A 16379-nucleotide genomic window follows, 5' to 3' on the forward strand; every position below is an offset into this window, starting at 1 on the left:
ATTGATAACATGATGACAGTCATAAACGTAAAGCGGCATCAATAAAAATAAGCAAGTTTTAAATTTGAGTCGATACTAAAAAATCGATTCGGATTTTTAATATTAATTAAAATAATCAATAAGGTAAAGTTCGATTGCGCCAGTCTTTTAAGGAAATTTATTATCTCCTTGCAATATGATTACAAATTTATTGACTAACTTACCTTATATTTTAATATTTGTTTAACATTGACTTAACAAAAATTAGATACAATTAACATGGTTTACAAATAATTCAAAGAGGTGTAATGATGGATTCTTCAGTAATGGAGATTATTTTTACTTTTATAGGTGGTTTAGGTATATTTTTATACGGAATTAAACAAATGGGTGATGGTCTACAGGCAGCTGCGGGTGATCGTCTTAGAAACATTTTAAATACATTTACAAGTAATCCAATCATGGGTGTACTTGCCGGTATGATTGTAACGATTTTAATTCAAAGTAGCTCGGGAACTACTGTAATTACAATTGGGCTAGTAAGTGCAGGGTTTATGACCATGCGTCAAGCAATAGGAGTAATCATGGGTGCCAATATAGGTACGACGGTTACAGCATTTATTATAGGTATAGACATTGGTGCTTATGCGCTTCCTATTTTAGCTATTGGTGCATTTTTAATGTTCTTTATTCAAAAACGTAAAGTGAAAAATATAGGGATGATCCTATTTGGTTTTGGTGCATTGTTTTATGGCTTAGAACTGATGAGTGGGGCAGTTAAACCTTTAGCTGATTTAGAAGGTTTTAAACAATTGATGTTGGATATGTCTTCTAATCCAATTTATGGCCTTATCGCAGGAACAATATTGACTGTAGTTATTCAGAGTTCAAGTGCAACAATCGGTATTTTACAAGGCTTTTTTGCAAATGACTTGATTAGTTTACATGGCGCATTACCAGTTTTACTTGGTGATAATATAGGTACGACGATCACTGCAGTATTAGCGAGTCTTGCTGGCTCACTGGCAGCTAAACGTGTTGCAGCGGTGCACGTCATGTTTAATGTTATAGGCGCATCTATATTCTTAATTATACTGCCACTATATCAAATGGCTATTGAATGGATGCAAAGTCTGCTCAACTTAAAACCGGAAATGGTTATTGCTTTTGCACATGGTACATTCAACGTTACCAATACATTAATACAATTACCGTTTATTTTTGTACTCGCATGGGTAGTGACTAAAATTGTTCCAGGTGAAGATTTAAATGAAAAATATAAACCTAGAAATTTAGACAGAAATCTTATTAATAGAGCACCGAGCATTGCTCTCCAAGAGGCTCAAGAAGAAATTCAAAATATTGGGCACATGACATTTTCTATGCTTAAGAATGTAAATGAATATGATGATAAAAAAGAAAGAGACATCATGCATAAACACGCGGCTATAGATAATATGAATGATAATGTACGTCAATATTTAACTAAGATATCTGAAAAGAAATTATCTAAAAAAGATGCGGAAAGAATGACGGTACTTCAAGATGTAAACCGAACAATATTGAAAGTGGCAGGATTATCTGAAGCTTATTTATTAGATAAGAAAAAAGAACAAACGAATCAAGTTCAAATTTCTGAAAAAGCAGAAGCGAGTATCAATCGATTGTATGATCATGTAACGACATCTTTTGACAAAACAATCGATATGTTTGATGTCTATGACAGGGTCAAACGAGATGAAATTGTGAAAATAAGTAATGAGTCTTATCGTTTAGAGCATGATTTAAGGAAAAAACATATTAAGAGACTAAGTTCAGGTGAGTGTACACCAGAAGGTGGTTTATTATATCTTGATATGATAGGTATATTAGAACGTATCGGTTATCATTCGAGAAATATTTCAGAATCAATGATAGACATCGATGAAATTGAGACAAATGAAGAGACGGAACATGCATTAGAATGGTCACATTAAATTACGTTTAATGAGGTGAATGTGGGACTGGAATCACTTTTAGAAACTGTGATGCCGGTCTCACTTTATTATTTTTAAATTTAGTAAGCGTTTGCACTATCTTAATTAATTATTTTATCCTACAATTAGTAATAACATAAGGAAATAATGGAGGTTACAATATGAGTGTTTTCGATAAGTTTAAATTAGATAACCAAGTGGCAATTGTTACGGGTGGTGCTTCTGGATTAGGTAAAGCTATGGGTAAAGGGTTAGCCGAAGCGGGCGCAAACTTAGTCATTGCTGACATAAATTTAGAATTGGCCAAGGAGACAGCTGCTGAATTTGAAAATGAAACAGGTAACAAAGCAATCGCATGTAAAGTAGACGTTACAAGCATATCGGATGTTGAACAAATGGTTACAGATGTCGTGGATACATTTGGCCGTATTGATATTTTATTTAATAATGCAGGTATTAATGAACATGTTAAATTTGAAGATATGCCATACGATCGTTGGGTAAAAAATATGGATGTAAATATTAACAGTATGGTATTAGTCTCACAAGTAGTTGGTAAAGTGATGATAGAACAGAAAAAAGGATCAATTATTAATACATCTTCAATGTCAGGTATTATAGTGAATACGCCACAACCTCAAGCTGCCTATAATACATCGAAAGGTGCTGTCATTATGTTTACGAAAAGTTTAGCAAGTGAATGGGCTGAACATGGTATTCGTGTAAATTCTATTGCACCAGGATACATGAAGACAGAACTTACAAAAGATTATTTCGCACAAGGCGGAGATATGATTGATACATGGATGAAATTCACACCACTTGGTAGACCAGGTGTTCCAGAAGAATTACAAGGTGCTGCATTATATTTAGCGTCTGATGCTTCATCGTTTGTGACTGGAAGTGTTGTTACAATCGACGGCGGTTATACAGCGTTATAGTATAGATTATTTAAATTCATATATGCGAGTGTTGGTAAGGTCTATTCAATATACCAACCAACAATATTTATAAATAAATGAAACTATATAAGACAGGTCATTAATCAGATATGAACGTGAATTAATGACCTGTCATTATTGTTATTTTAAATCCTTATTAAAACGATAGGAATACTTGAGAAATATGCGAGACAGGCATAGTATTACTATTAATATAATATTCAGAAAATTGATTGGGAGGGTTCATGTATGACATCAATGAGTATTTTAGATCAAAGTCCAATAGATACTGATGAAACTGTTAGGGATGGTATCGCACGTACAGTTGAATTAGCTCAACTTGCCGATACAGAAAATTACACAAGATACTTTGTTGCAGAGCATCACAATATACCTGAAGTCGCTGGAACGAGTCCAGAAATATTAGTGACACATTTACTAAATCAAACGAAACGTATTCGAGTGGGATCGGGCGGCGTTATGTTACAACACTATAGTCCGTTTAAAGTGATTGAGCAATTTCATTTGATTAGCAATATTGCACCTGGAAGAGTGGATTTAGGTATAGGAAAAGCGCCGGGTGGTTTTCCTTTAGCAACTCAAGCATTACAATCTGAATTAAAATCTCCGCAAACAACTTTTAACGAAAAATTTCACTTATTAAATCGTTTTAATAAAAATGATTTCACAGATGAAGAAGCATATAGTCAGCTACAAACATCTATACGTAATAATGAAATTCCGTCACCAGAACTTTACTTACTTGGAGGAAGTGAAAATTCAGCACAATTTGCTGCTGACGAAAAAGTAGGTTTTGTATATGCATTTTTTATTAATTCTAATATTGACGTGTTACATCAGTCGATTAAAGCATATAAAGCACAATATCCTGAGGGAAGAGTTATCGTGGGTGTAGCTACAGTAGTGACTGAAAGTGAATCAGATAAGGCTTTGGTAGAAGAAGGGCGCACAAATTATGCACTTCATTTCAAAGACGGTCGGAAAATTACAGTCAATACGAAACAACAATTAGACACATTTACAGAACAAAGTACGGAAACATTTGAAGTTGAAACTAAAAAAATTGAAGTATTAGATGGTTCAGCAAGCGAAGTAAAACAACAATTGCAACAATTAAATGTCGATGGATTGATAGATGAATTTATGTTACACATACCGGTTCGAAATCATGAATTACGAATGAAAACAGTTAAACAAATGTCACCTGCAAAGCATGTGATTAACGAGAAAGAAGGGATAGTATGACTAAAGGGAAAATAGATTTTGGAATTATGCTTAACGGGCCAGGTAGTCATATGCATGCTTGGAAATCGAATGAAGTGCCTGATGATGCGAGTACAAATTTTGATTTTCAGTTGGAAATTGCTAAGAGAGCAGAAGCAGCAGGTTTTAGCTTTGTATTTGTTGCCGATGGGTTATATATACATGAGAAATCGATACCTCATTTTTTAGATCGACATGAACCACTTACATTGCTGGCTGCCCTTGCACCAGTTACAAAAAATATCGGTTTAGTAGGGACAATTTCAACGTCTTATAGTGAACCATTTACAGTAGCACGTCAGTTAGCAACAATAGATAGAATTAGCCATGGACGTGCAGGTTGGAATGTAGTTACATCACCACTTGCAGGTAGTGCAGATAATTATAGTAAAGGTGACCATCCGGAACACGATATTAGATATGATATTGCCGAAGAGCATATTCAAGTAGTTCAAGGCTTATGGGATTCATATGAGGACGATGCATTTACTTTTGATGTGGAAAAAGGTGAGTATTTTGATAAAGATAAAATGCATACTTTAGATTACAAAGGTAAGTATTTTCAGGTCAAAGGTCCACTAAATGCAAGCCGTTCTGAACAAGGTCAACCGGTCATTTTCCAAGCTGGTGCATCTCCGAAAGGTCAGGCTTACGCAGCTAAATATGCGGATGCAGTATTTACGTTAGGTGAATCCAAAGAAATCGCTCAAAGCAATTATGATAGTATCAAAGCGCAAGCAAAAGCATTTGGACGTAATCCTAATGAAGTGAAAGTATACCCTATATTAGCACCGATTATTGGTGAAACTGAAAATGAAGTTGAATCTCGATTTGAGGAAATAAAATCATTAGCTAATATTGATGAGGCGTTAGATTATTTAGGAAGATATTATGATCATCATGATTTTAGTCAATATGATTTAGACGCGCCATTCCCAGAGCTTGGCGAAGTTGGACAAAATAGTTTCCGTGCTACTGCAGATGCGATCGCAGCTCGCGCTAAGGAACATCAGCTTACTTTACGAGAAGTTGCCTTAGAAGAAACTGTCCGCCGTTCTCCATTCATGGGCACATATGAAAAGGTTGCCGATTTAATTATTGAATGGTTTGAAGATGGTGCAGCAGATGGCTTTATATTTGGACCACATATTTATGGTGCGGTTTATGATGAATTTATCAATCATGTCTTACCGATATTAGAACAAAAAGGTTATTATACTCAGGAGTATCAAGGTGATACATTACGTGATCACATAGGTATTCCATTTAAAGAAAATAGATATAGTCAGTCACATGTAACGCAATAATTAAATATACGTACTTATATAGATAGACACATCTATGTTATATACAGTTGTGTCTATTTTTTATTATAAAAGGAGTGAATCCGTATGTCAGAATCAAGCACAACATCATATCAAAATGGCAGTAATCAAAATGTAAATCAGACTTCTGATCATATAGCAGTAAAGACTAAGAAAAAATTCGAATTACCTCACGTTTTATTAATCATGTTAATCATGATGATGTTTGCTTGTTTCTTGACCTATATTATTCCTGCAGGTGCATTTGATACTAATAAAGATGGTTCAATTATTCAAGGCACATATCATGCTATTGATCAAAATCCAGTGAATCCAATTTATGCTATAACACTCATTTTAAACGGCGGTATTCAATCAGCACAAACAGTAACCTTATTACTGTTTATCGGTGGTGCAATGGGAGGTATATTATATCTTGATTCTGTAAAAAAATTAACGAATTATATGATTTATCGCTTTGAACATGCCGGCGCATTGCCACTTATTATTGGCTTATTTTCATTAATGGCATTTATTGGTTTCTTTATTGGCGGAGATCAAATGATTGTATTTGTAACATTAGGTGTCATTTTAGTGAATCGATTGAAACTAGATCCAATCATGGCATTAGCGATTACCTTTTTACCATTGTACATGGCTTTTTCAGTATCTCCATCCGGTATGGCAAAGATAGGACAAATTGTATATCCTGAGGTTGCATTATATTCGGGTTATGGTGGAAGAGCAATTATGTATGGCGTATTCTTAATTGTTACTTTATTGTATGTTATTTGGTATGCAAGAAGAGTAATAAAAGATCCCAGTAAAAGTGTGATGAACACAAGTGAATGGCGACAAGATATAACTCAAACAGCGCATCATGAAATGGCTACCGAGGATAGACAAGTCAATTGGAGAGACAGTATCGTCGTTGCATTAGTTGTCTTAACGCCAATTGTCTTAGCTTTAGGAAATGGTTTGTTTAGCTGGCCAGAAAAGTACGGAAATGGTGTATTTATTACTATATTCGGAATAAGTTTTGTATTGGCTTATATTGTAAAAAGCAAAACGCCTAGCGAAATGGTCGACGGATTTTTAGAAGGTGCAAAGCCAATGTTGGTCGTTGCGTTTGCTATTATCATGGCGAATACGATAAGTGTTATTTTGGAAAAAGGACAAATTCTTAGCACGATTGTTCACACACTTACAACACAACTTGATGGTGCATCTTCAGGTATTGTTTCTGTAATCGTATTTTTAGTGGCAACGGTCTTTAACTTCTTAGTTCCATCAGGTTCAGGTCTTATGAGTGTCATGGTACCGATATTACAACCGGTAACAGACACATTAGGTGTTAATGATCAAATTTTATTAACTTCTTTATCTTTTGGTGGTGGGCTAGGAAACTTAATTACGCCTACTTTAGGTGCTACGATAGGTGCCATTGCGATTGCTAAAGCAAACTTTGGCTCATGGTCCAAATTTATGATACCACTATTCATCGTATGGCTAGTAGTTGGTTCCATCGTACTTTATATATTTACAGCTGTTGGTTGGTCAGGTGGCGTATAACTGAAAATTGAATCATATGGATTATAGAAATGAAAAGCGCCCTACAAAGTTTGCATTTATGCATGTCTACTTTGTAGGGCGTTTTATATGTCGCGAATTATTTAGTGATCACGTTTGTAAGATGTTGAAATTAAAAATATACCATATGCATGTGCGATTCAGTGAAACTTCATTATTGTTATTGTGCAACGGTTACTGAAAACGGAACATGTTTAAGCCATTTATGTTCTGGCTTTTCATCCGTAATGACTTCATTAATATCAGATATTTTCGCAAAGGAAAGTGTTGAAGAAACACCAAATTTACTTTTATCAATGAGAGCGATGACGTTTTCACTTTCTTGTACCATTTGTTTTTTTAATTGTACTTCAGGTAATGAAAAATCAGTTAATCCATTTTCTAACGTAAAACCATTTGCAGATAAAAAGAAATAGTCAATGTGATACATTTCTAGAATTTGAGAATCGATATTGCCAGTTATCGCGTTTGAATCTTGTGAAACAAAACCACCAACTACGAGAACGGTTAAATGTGGATTTTCTTTTAATAGTACGGCATTTTCTAGACCATTTGTAATAATTGTCAGTTCCATCGTAGTTTCTGCAAGTAATTTGGCGAGTTCATAAGTAGTCGAACTTGCATCAATCATAATACATTGTTGCGGTTTGATTTTTTTTAAGGCGGACTTACTTATTTTATATTTTTCACCGTGTTTTTGTGTTAAACGATAAGAAAAGTTAAATTTAGAGCCTATATTTTCTGTGACTTTAGCGCCACCATGTGTACGTGTTAATTTATTTTCACTTTCTAGTCTCCGTAAATCACTTCTTACTGTTGCTTCAGTAACACTTAAGTAATCAGATAGTTGTTTTACTGTTGCGCGTTTATGAGATTTAATATACGAATATATATGTTCTCTGCGTTCATCTGCATACATTTTCATGTGCTTCACATCCTCTTTAGTATTACTTTTATATTAACATAAATTCGATATAAGAAAATAAAAAGAAAACAAAACGAAAATAAATGAAAAAATATTTGTGATAAATAAAAAAGTATATTAGAATTACACATATAGATGAAAGCGTTTTCTAAAAATGATAAGGGAGCTGTTAATGATGAGTAAGAAAAATTATCCTGAAACAATGAACGCAGTAGTCGCATACGCGCCTGGAGAATATAAATATGAAACAGTTGAAACGCCAACGATAGAACATCCTAAAGAAATTGTTGTGAAAGTTGAAGCATGTGGTATATGTGCTGGTGATATAAAGGCTTATGGCGGTGCACCAAGTTTTTGGGGTGATGAAAAGCAACCTTCATACATTAAAGCACCTATGATTCCGGGACATGAATTTATAGCACGCATTGTAGAAAAAGGAGAAGATGTTACAGATTTTGAAATTGGAGATCGTGTGATTTCAGAACAAATCGTACCTTGTTGGAATTGTAGATTCTGTAACCGCGGCGAATATTGGATGTGTGAAAAACATGATCTTTATGGATTCCAAAGCAATGTTAACGGTGGTATGGCGGAATATATGAAATTTACTAAAGAGGCTATTAATTACAAAGTACCAGAAGATATGCCTATTGAAAAAGCCATTTTAATTGAACCATATGCATGTAGCTTGCATGCCGTTCAACGTGCCAATATTAAATTAGGTGACTTTGTTGTCTTATCTGGTGCCGGTACACTAGGTTTAGGTATGGTTGGCGCAGCTAAAAAAGCGGGTGCGGAAACATTAGTCGTCTTAGATATGAAAGATGATCGATTAGAATTAGCTAAAGCATTTGGTGCTGATATTGTTATGAACCCATCAAAAGTGGATGTAGTAAAAGAAATTAAAGATATGACGGAAGGATATGGTTGTGATACGTATATTGAAGCAACTGGCCATCCTAAGTCTGTAGAACAAGGTTTAAGTGCAATTAGAAAATTAGGTCGTTTTGTAGAATTTTCTGTTTTTGGAGATCCAGTCACGGTGGATTGGAGTATTATCTCTGACCGTAAAGAATTAGATTTAATGGGTAGTCACTTAGGACCTTATTGTTATCCATTGGTTATAGATGGTATTCAAAAAGACGACTTCCCTACAGATGGCGTTGTCACACATCAACTACCTTTAAAAAATTTTGAAGAAGGATTTGAATTGATGAAAAAAGGAGATCAATCGCTAAAAGTGGTTCTAGTACCATAAATTAATATTGTCAAACACAACGTCGTAAAAGGAGCGTTTTAAAATGAAAAAAATGATTAATAACCCAGATAATGTGATTGAGGAACTAATGTCTGGTTATCTAATTGCTTATCCAGAATATATTAGACGTTCTGAACTCCATAAGAGAGCTTTAATAGGCAAAAAGAGAAATGACAAAAGAAAAGTTAGCATATTGATAGGTGGCGGTTCGGGTCATGAACCAGCATTCTTAGGATATGTTGGTAAAGGTATGGCAGATGGTGTAGCCGTTGGAAATATTTTTGCTTCACCTTCGCCAATACCTATACAGGCAGTTACAAGAGAAATAAATCGTGACCATGGCGTACTTTATATCTATGGAAACTACGCAGGAGATTTAATGAATTTTGAAATGGCGAGTGAAATGACGGAAATTGAAGATGATATTGTGACTAAGGCAGTGATTGGTAATGATGACGTCGCTTCTTCCAAAGATATAGATGATCGCAGGGGGATTGCAGGAGAATTATTAGTTTATAAAGCGGCTGGTGCGGCTGCAGACTTTGGTTATGATTTAGAAGAAGTTAGACGTATTGCGCAATTGGCAAACGATCAAACGCGTTCAATGGGTATTGGTTTGAGTCCATGTTATTTGCCGCAAACAGGTAAACCAAGCTTTGATTTAAAAGATAATGAGATGGAAATCGGTTTAGGTCATCACGGTGAACCTGGTATTGAAAAAACAACAATTCGCACAGCTAAAGAAACGGTTCAAGTTATTATGCAAAATATTTTAAAAGAAGACATCTATCACGCTGAAGATGATGTTGTTGTCTTAATCAATGGTTTGGGCGCCACTTCACAAATGGAACTTTATATTATCAATAAAGAAGTAGATGCAATTTTAAAAGATAATCATATCAACACATACCGAACATTTATAGGGAATTTCATTACTTCAATGGAAATGGGTGGCTTTTCAATTACATTGATGAAAGTTGATGATACATTGAAGCGCTGTATAGATCATCCTATAGATTGTCCAAATTTCAAAGTCATTTAGGAGGAGCGCATTATGACATTAACAAATGAATCATTTAAAGCGTATATTTTAGCTTTAACCGAACTTTTTGAAAATAAAAAAGACGAACTTTGCGAATTGGATAGAAAAATTGGTGACGGTGACCATGGCGTAACGATGGATATCGGTTATCAAGCTGTTAAAGAAACAATTCAAAATGAATTGGCAGACCAAGATGATATTTCAAAAATTAGTGTAGCAGTTGGTAAGCGTTTCTTAGATGCTGTCGGTTCATCTGTCGGACCATTGTACGCTTCAGGCTATTTAAAAGGTGCCGTTGCTGTTAAAAATGAGACATCTTTAGATGATGAAGGTCTCTATCAATATTGGATTGCTTTTTGTAAAGGAATCCAGGATAGAGGTAAAGCTAAAATAGGCGATAAAACGATGATAGATACACTTGAACCTTTTTACAAATCATTAGAACATGCACAACAATCAGGTGAATCGTTTGCTGATGCATTTCAAGTAGCGTTAGGTGAAGCAAAACATGGTATGGAAAGTACTAAAGATATTGTATCGAATAAAGGAAGATCAAAACGTTTAGGATATCGTTCCCAAGGACATGTAGATCCTGGCGCAATGTCTGCCTATTTGATGCTAGATACATTTAAACCATTTATATAAGGTATGAAGAAAATTTAAGGAGGAATTTTAATGAAAATAGCAATTGGTGCAGACCATAATGGATATGATTTAAAAGAAGCGGTCAAAGCGCATGTTGAGCATTTAGGACATGTAGTTGAAGATTTTGGTTGTCATCAATGTGCTGAAACGGACTACCCTGATGTAGCGGCTGAAGTTGGAAAAAGCATTCAACAAGGTGAAAACGAACGCGGTATTTTGATTTGTGGTACGGGTATTGGTGTAGCAATTACTGCAAACAAAATAAAAGGCATACGTGCAGCATTAGCACACGATTATTATTCTGCGGAACGTGCACAATTAAGCAATAATGCACAGATTTTAACTATGGGGGCACAAATTATAGGTGTTGAAGTTGCTAAAAAAAATGTTGAAGCTTATCTTAATGTGAGTTGGGAAGGTGGTTCACAGCGCAAAGTTGATAAGATCGATAAAGTGGAAGAAAGTGAAAATAAGTAAAACATAACTGGATTAATAATATAAAGGCTAAGCATCCTATACTAGCGCTAAAAATAGGATGCTTAGTTTTTTAATTTGTAGTTATGTGATAAACAAGACGTGGTTATATATAAGGTAAAGCAAAGACGTCGTAGTATTTCTATATGTTTGAAGAATTGTCACTGTAATTTTAAGATAATTGTCATATAATATGCTTGAGGAGGATTATCTATGCGTAGAGTATTATATGCTTTTTTAATTTATACAGTTTTAGGCTTACTCAGTGGTTTCTATTATCGTGAATTGACGCTTGCACATCATTTCACTGGTGATACACAACTCGTTGTAGTACATACTCATACCCTTATATTAGGGATGTTTATGCATTTGATTTTATTGCCTGTTGTAAAAGTATTTAAACTAAGTAGTTATTATTTATTTAATTGGTTCTTTATTGTTTATAATATTGGCGTATTAACGACAATAGGTATGATGTTTACCAAAGGTACATACCAAGTCATTGGAATGACTGTGCCTGAATCTTTTGCGGGATATGCAGGTATAGGTCATACGATTTTAACTGCTGGCTTTATACTATTATTCTTCTTATTAAGAAATGCAATAGTGAAAGACCCAAGGGATTAATTAAAAAGCTGCTAACAATGCGTAAACCATTGTTGGCAGCTTTTGCTTTTTTATAAATAATTTTTATCTACAGTATTAGTAAAAATGAAACGAGATGGTACTATATTATTTTTTTGATTTTAATGCTTTATAAAAAATATCACGTTGTTTTTCTAAAGAAATAGGGTCATTATACTGTGTTTCTGTAACATCAAATTTAATCACCTGATTATCTTTAACTGCTGGTAGATTATTCCAATAATTAGTATTTTCGAACGGTGCAGGTTGATCACCATTTGTCGCAATAACTGCAAAATCGCCTATATAATCTTTGAAATTTTCAGGATTAATAGGTGTGGCAAATTTGTCTTGAGTTGCTTTTTCTAGCGCTTTAGGTTGCTTCATACCATAACCATCATATAAGATTTCTGTGCCTCTACCTAAATGATCACTAAATGCCATAGTACCTTTTGGAGTTTGTTGCAATACTGACACAGTCTTGCCTTTAATTAATGGTGACAATTCTTTTTTATCGTCGGCCATTTGTTTATCCCAGTCTTTAATCCATTGTTTAGCTTTCGACTCTTCATTGACTAAAGCGGCAAGTTTTTTTGCATGGTCTTTATAAGTAGATTTTTCTGAATCAAAAGCTACGGTTGGAGCAATTTTCTGTAATTTTTTAATATTTTTATCTTGTATTGTCGTTACGATAAGGTCCGGTTTTTGTTTAGTAACTTGTTCAACACTGGTATTATCAATACGCTTAATGCCTTTTGTAACATCATTTAATACTTTGTTTTTCTCTACAAATTCTGGTACGGCAATCGGCTTATGGCCAAATTTTACCAATGCGCCGATATAAGTTGGGTGTAAAACAGCAATTCTTTTAGGGTTTTTAGGAATTTTAACTTCTTTACCTGTATCATCCTTAAAAGATTTTTCAGTGGATTTATTTTCACTATCGTTCTTTTTACTTGAATCTTGTGTGCTGCAAGCGCCTACAAATAATGTCAAACAAATTAAAATTAATAACAATTTCTTCACAGATTAACAGCTCGTAAATTTTAAGAATTTTGAAAATTAAAAGGTTTTCATTGATAATCGTTATCAATTATAGCATAATGTAGGAAAGACACAAGCTGAATTTTGGGAGGATGCTTTATGGATGATGTTATTATAATTGGCGGAGGTCCTGCAGGATTATTTGCTAGTTTCTATTCAGGCTTAAGGGGTATGCGTGTGCGTATTATAGATATCCAGGATAAACTTGGTGGTAAAATGCATGTATATCCAGAAAAGATTATTTGGGATATTGGTGGATTAGCTCCAAAACCTTGTTTTGAAGTAATTCAAGATACAGTTAAGCAAGGTTTGCATTTTGAACCAGAAGTAAATTTAGAAGAACGTGTGATTGATATCAGGAAAATAGAACAACAACACTTTGAAGTTGAAACTGATAAAGGTAATGTATTTTCTAGTAAATCAGTTATTATTGCGATTGGTGGCGGCATCATTAATCCGAAGCAACTCGATATTAAGGATGCAGAGAGATACAAATTGACAAATTTACATTACGTCGTTCAGTCATTAAAAAAATTCAAAGACAAACATGTATTGATTTCAGGAGCTGGCAATTCAGCATTGGATTGGGCAAATGATTTAAGTGGCTATGCTAAAAGTGTAACGCTAATATATAGAAAAGCTGATATTAAAGGTTATGAAGTCATGAAAGAAAAATTGGAACAATTAAACGTTAAAAAATTACCGAATACACATATACATCAATTAATTGGTGATGAAACGCAAACGCAGATTGAGCAAGTCATCTTAGAGAATATTGAAACTGGGGAACATACTGTAAAATCATTTGATGATGTCATCATTAGTCATGGCTTTGATAGAGAGAACACATTACTTGAACAATCTTCTGCTAAAGTGGATATGTTTAATGAATATAGCATTAAGGGCTTTGGTAATACTGCTACAAGCATCGATGGTCTATATGCATGTGGTGACATTATTTATCATGAAGCTAAAGCACATTTAATTGCAAGTGCATTTAGTGACGCTGCGAATGCAGCTAACCTAGCTAAACTTTATATAGAACCAAAAGCAAAAGCAGAAGGCTATGTTTCTAGCCATAATGAGATTTTCAAAGAATCTAATAAGGTAGTTATGAAAAAATATTTATAGCTTACAGCACATGATGCTTTTTAAACGACAGCGGAAAAACCGTTGTCGATTTTTTTATACAAAAAGCATTATTTATATGAAGGATAGTTTGAGAATTATTACAGACTATATCATAATATAGAAAACATAAGTTATAGGAGATGTGGCACGATGATAGAGATAAAGCATGAAGCACCTAGTGTAGTTGATTATAGAAATTTGCGAAAAGTAGCAGGGTTAAGTGAGAAATCACAAAAAGCTGCGGAAAAGGGCATTAGCAATGCATGTTTTAATGTGACCATATATCATGGAACAGACTTGATAGGTATGGGACGTGTCATCGGTGATGGTGGTACAGCATTTCAAATTATTGATATTGCTGTAAACCCTGAGTTTCAAGGACAAGGTTATGGTAAAACGATTATGTCGCATATCATGTCATATGTAGAAAATGAAGCTGAAGAAGGTACTTATGTTAGTTTAATGGCTGATTATCCAGCAGATCAATTTTACGCACAATATGGATTTATCACTACAGAACCTCATTCTTGTGGTATGTATATCAAATTTTAAGCATAGTATGGCAATAAAAAATAAAAAAGGGTGAGTCGCATTATGGCGATTCACCCTTATGTGTGTCAGTTTATAAATTATTTTGATTCATGAATATTTGCATCTGTGGCATTTGTTCTAGAACGTAAATCAGCTTCAATTTCTTCTAAACTACGACCACGTGTTTCAGGTAAGTATTTGATGACAAATATTAGTGCACAAATCCCGATCACTGCAAAAATTAAAAATACTTGTTCTACAGGTAAGACTTCAGTCAATATTGGGAAGAATTGAGCAACTAATAAACTTCCGATTGACAATACTAATGCTGCGGCACCCGTTGCGGCACCACGTGCACGCATAGGGAATAACTCTGGTAACATTACCCATAATACAGGTCCCCAAGTAAAACCAAAGAATATAATGAATAACGTTAAACAAGCCACGATAATCCAAGCAGAAGATTGAATACCAATTGTCCAAATTAATACGGCCATAATAAGTAATGAAGCAACCATGCCAATATTACCAATGACTAATAAGCGTTTACGATCAATTTTATCAATAATCATAATTGCAACAATCGTAATGATAACGTTCACAGTACCAATACCAACAGTACCTAAAATAGAAGTAGCATCGCCTAATCCTGCTTTACTAAAGATAGAAGGTGCATAATATATAATGGCGTTAATACCGATAATCTGTTGTAGCAAAGCAAATATACAACCAATAATCAGTGTTGGACGTAACCATGGTGATTTTAAAACATTCCATGTACTTTCAGAGATACTATTAATTTCTTTCATATCTGCGATTTCTTTATCGATTTCGCTGTCCTTAAATGTTAATTTCATAACATCACGTGCTGCTTTTTCACTTCTATGTTCAAGTAACCATCTAGGACTTTCAGGCATAAATGCGACACCAATTAATAAAATAAGTGACGGTACAACTGCAAGACCTAACATCCATCTCCAACCTTCGATAGGTGTGAAAGCATAGTTGATTAAATATGAAGATAAGATACCAATCGTAATCATTAATTGGTTTAAAGAACTTAAAGAACCACGTTGTTCCGTAGGTGCCATTTCAGATAAATAAACTGGAACAATGGCAGTAGAGCCACCAACAGCCAATCCGATAACTAAACGACCTATAACTAATACGGGCATTGAAGGTGCTAATGCTAAGATAAGTGCACCAACAATATAAACAATAGCTATCACAAATACCACACGTCTACGGCCAAGTCTGTCAGATAATGGCCCACTTGCACCAGAACCAAAGATGGCACCGACAAGCATAGATGCAACAACCAATCCTTCTGTAACACTATTCAATGGTATATCATCTTTTATAAATAATAGAGCACCCGATATTACTCCCATGTCGTAACCATAGAGTAAACCTCCCAATGCACCAAGGAAAAAGATGAGTTTTTTATCTACTTTAATTTCCATAAAAACCCTCCTGATAAGTTTCGATATCAATAAGTATACGCTTTCATATTTTGGTTGTAAATATTAAAATATAAGATTTTTATTTATTCATATCTATTTATATTAGATATCATTTTATTCATATACGAATAAAAAAGGGACGCGTTTAAATCAATAAAAAAATAAACC

General features: G+C 34.3%; 15 protein-coding genes. 12 read left to right on the forward strand and 3 right to left on the reverse strand.

Features of this window, described 5'->3' with window-relative positions; translation table 11 throughout:
* The first annotated feature begins 290 nt into the window (after positions 1-290).
* The 5 genes from M1D64_RS02610 to M1D64_RS02630 all read left to right on the forward strand — a co-directional run bounded on the left by M1D64_RS02610 (position 291) and on the right by M1D64_RS02630 (position 7056).
* Positions 291-1955 carry a Na/Pi cotransporter family protein gene (locus M1D64_RS02610; protein ID WP_041079207.1) on the forward strand — a complete coding sequence of 555 codons (1665 nt, stop codon included), beginning with the start codon at positions 291-293 and terminating at the stop codon, positions 1953-1955.
* Between the two features lie 161 nt (positions 1956-2116).
* Positions 2117-2896 carry an SDR family NAD(P)-dependent oxidoreductase gene (locus tag M1D64_RS02615; RefSeq protein ID WP_002482469.1) on the forward strand — a complete coding sequence of 260 codons (780 nt, stop codon included), beginning with the start codon at positions 2117-2119 and terminating at the stop codon, positions 2894-2896.
* A 249-nt stretch (positions 2897-3145) separates the two neighbouring features.
* Complete coding sequence (locus tag M1D64_RS02620; RefSeq protein ID WP_002482470.1) at positions 3146-4162, forward strand: LLM class flavin-dependent oxidoreductase; 1017 nt, start codon at positions 3146-3148, stop codon at positions 4160-4162.
* On the forward strand, positions 4159-5487 hold the full coding sequence (locus tag M1D64_RS02625; protein ID WP_002482471.1) for an LLM class flavin-dependent oxidoreductase: 1329 nt from the start codon (positions 4159-4161) through the stop codon (positions 5485-5487). Before M1D64_RS02620 ends, M1D64_RS02625 begins: the two co-directional genes overlap by 4 nt.
* Positions 5488-5571: 84 nt before the next feature.
* Positions 5572-7056: a Na+/H+ antiporter NhaC family protein gene (locus M1D64_RS02630; protein ID WP_480977544.1), complete on the forward strand. Its 1485-nt coding sequence runs from the start codon at positions 5572-5574 to the stop codon at positions 7054-7056.
* Between the two features lie 178 nt (positions 7057-7234).
* Here M1D64_RS02630 and M1D64_RS02635 read toward each other — a convergent pair whose 3' ends face one another.
* The gene (locus tag M1D64_RS02635) at positions 7235-7999 is read right to left on the reverse strand and encodes a DeoR/GlpR family DNA-binding transcription regulator (RefSeq protein ID WP_002482473.1); all 765 of its coding nucleotides are present in this window, start codon (positions 7997-7999) and stop codon (positions 7235-7237) included.
* Positions 8000-8174: 175 nt separating this feature from the next.
* Here M1D64_RS02635 and M1D64_RS02640 point away from each other — a divergent pair, with 175 nt between their 5' ends.
* The 5 genes from M1D64_RS02640 (at position 8175) to M1D64_RS02660 (ending at position 12045) form a co-directional block, all read left to right on the forward strand.
* On the forward strand, positions 8175-9257 hold the full coding sequence (locus tag M1D64_RS02640) for an MDR/zinc-dependent alcohol dehydrogenase-like family protein (protein ID WP_037537804.1): 1083 nt from the start codon (positions 8175-8177) through the stop codon (positions 9255-9257).
* A 43-nt stretch (positions 9258-9300) separates the two neighbouring features.
* Entirely contained in the window at positions 9301-10299 is a 999-nt protein-coding gene (locus M1D64_RS02645; RefSeq protein ID WP_002482475.1) for a dihydroxyacetone kinase subunit DhaK, read from the forward strand.
* A gap of 12 nt (positions 10300-10311) precedes the next feature.
* On the forward strand, positions 10312-10944 hold the full coding sequence (gene dhaL / locus M1D64_RS02650) for a dihydroxyacetone kinase subunit DhaL (protein ID WP_002482476.1): 633 nt from the start codon (positions 10312-10314) through the stop codon (positions 10942-10944).
* Between the two features lie 30 nt (positions 10945-10974).
* Entirely contained in the window at positions 10975-11421 is a 447-nt protein-coding gene (gene rpiB / locus M1D64_RS02655; protein WP_002482477.1) for a ribose 5-phosphate isomerase B, read from the forward strand.
* Positions 11422-11631: 210 nt separating this feature from the next.
* Positions 11632-12045 carry a DUF2871 domain-containing protein gene (locus M1D64_RS02660; protein WP_002482478.1) on the forward strand — a complete coding sequence of 138 codons (414 nt, stop codon included), beginning with the start codon at positions 11632-11634 and terminating at the stop codon, positions 12043-12045.
* Positions 12046-12150: 105 nt separating this feature from the next.
* Here M1D64_RS02660 and M1D64_RS02665 read toward each other — a convergent pair whose 3' ends face one another.
* Complete coding sequence (locus M1D64_RS02665; RefSeq protein WP_069821553.1) at positions 12151-13068, reverse strand: ABC transporter substrate-binding protein; 918 nt, start codon at positions 13066-13068, stop codon at positions 12151-12153.
* A gap of 117 nt (positions 13069-13185) precedes the next feature.
* On the opposite strand from M1D64_RS02665, the gene M1D64_RS02670 reads away from it, so the two are divergent.
* The gene (locus M1D64_RS02670; protein WP_002482481.1) at positions 13186-14217 is read left to right on the forward strand and encodes an NAD(P)/FAD-dependent oxidoreductase; all 1032 of its coding nucleotides are present in this window, start codon (positions 13186-13188) and stop codon (positions 14215-14217) included.
* Between the two features lie 150 nt (positions 14218-14367).
* A complete protein-coding gene (locus M1D64_RS02675) occupies positions 14368-14769 on the forward strand; it encodes a GNAT family N-acetyltransferase (RefSeq protein WP_037537807.1) in 402 nt (133 codons plus the stop codon).
* 77 nt (positions 14770-14846) lie between these two features.
* On the opposite strand, the gene glcP is transcribed toward M1D64_RS02675, so the two are convergent.
* Positions 14847-16211, reverse strand: coding sequence for a glucose transporter GlcP (gene glcP, locus M1D64_RS02680; RefSeq protein WP_002482483.1), 1365 nt, complete (start codon positions 16209-16211; stop codon positions 14847-14849).
* Positions 16212-16379: the final 168 nt, after the last annotated feature.

The sequence above is a fragment of the Staphylococcus sp. Z5-21 genome (assembly GCF_056529615.1).

What these genes read in the sequence shown, in the direction of transcription:
- M1D64_RS02610 (WP_041079207.1), top strand. Translation starts at nt 291, where the DNA reads ATGGATTCTTCAGTAATGGAGATTATTTTTACTTTTATAGGTGGTTTA.
- M1D64_RS02615 (WP_002482469.1), top strand. Translation starts at nt 2,117, where the DNA reads ATGAGTGTTTTCGATAAGTTTAAATTAGATAACCAAGTGGCAATTGTT.
- M1D64_RS02620 (WP_002482470.1), top strand. Translation starts at nt 3,146, where the DNA reads ATGACATCAATGAGTATTTTAGATCAAAGTCCAATAGATACTGATGAA.
- M1D64_RS02625 (WP_002482471.1), top strand. Translation starts at nt 4,159, where the DNA reads ATGACTAAAGGGAAAATAGATTTTGGAATTATGCTTAACGGGCCAGGT.
- M1D64_RS02630 (WP_480977544.1), top strand. Translation starts at nt 5,572, where the DNA reads ATGTCAGAATCAAGCACAACATCATATCAAAATGGCAGTAATCAAAAT.
- M1D64_RS02635 (WP_002482473.1), bottom strand. Translation starts at nt 7,999, where the DNA reads ATGAAAATGTATGCAGATGAACGCAGAGAACATATATATTCGTATATT.
- M1D64_RS02640 (WP_037537804.1), top strand. Translation starts at nt 8,175, where the DNA reads ATGAGTAAGAAAAATTATCCTGAAACAATGAACGCAGTAGTCGCATAC.
- M1D64_RS02645 (WP_002482475.1), top strand. Translation starts at nt 9,301, where the DNA reads ATGAAAAAAATGATTAATAACCCAGATAATGTGATTGAGGAACTAATG.
- dhaL (WP_002482476.1), top strand. Translation starts at nt 10,312, where the DNA reads ATGACATTAACAAATGAATCATTTAAAGCGTATATTTTAGCTTTAACC.
- rpiB (WP_002482477.1), top strand. Translation starts at nt 10,975, where the DNA reads ATGAAAATAGCAATTGGTGCAGACCATAATGGATATGATTTAAAAGAA.
- M1D64_RS02660 (WP_002482478.1), top strand. Translation starts at nt 11,632, where the DNA reads ATGCGTAGAGTATTATATGCTTTTTTAATTTATACAGTTTTAGGCTTA.
- M1D64_RS02670 (WP_002482481.1), top strand. Translation starts at nt 13,186, where the DNA reads ATGGATGATGTTATTATAATTGGCGGAGGTCCTGCAGGATTATTTGCT.
- M1D64_RS02675 (WP_037537807.1), top strand. Translation starts at nt 14,368, where the DNA reads ATGATAGAGATAAAGCATGAAGCACCTAGTGTAGTTGATTATAGAAAT.
- glcP (WP_002482483.1), bottom strand. Translation starts at nt 16,211, where the DNA reads ATGGAAATTAAAGTAGATAAAAAACTCATCTTTTTCCTTGGTGCATTG.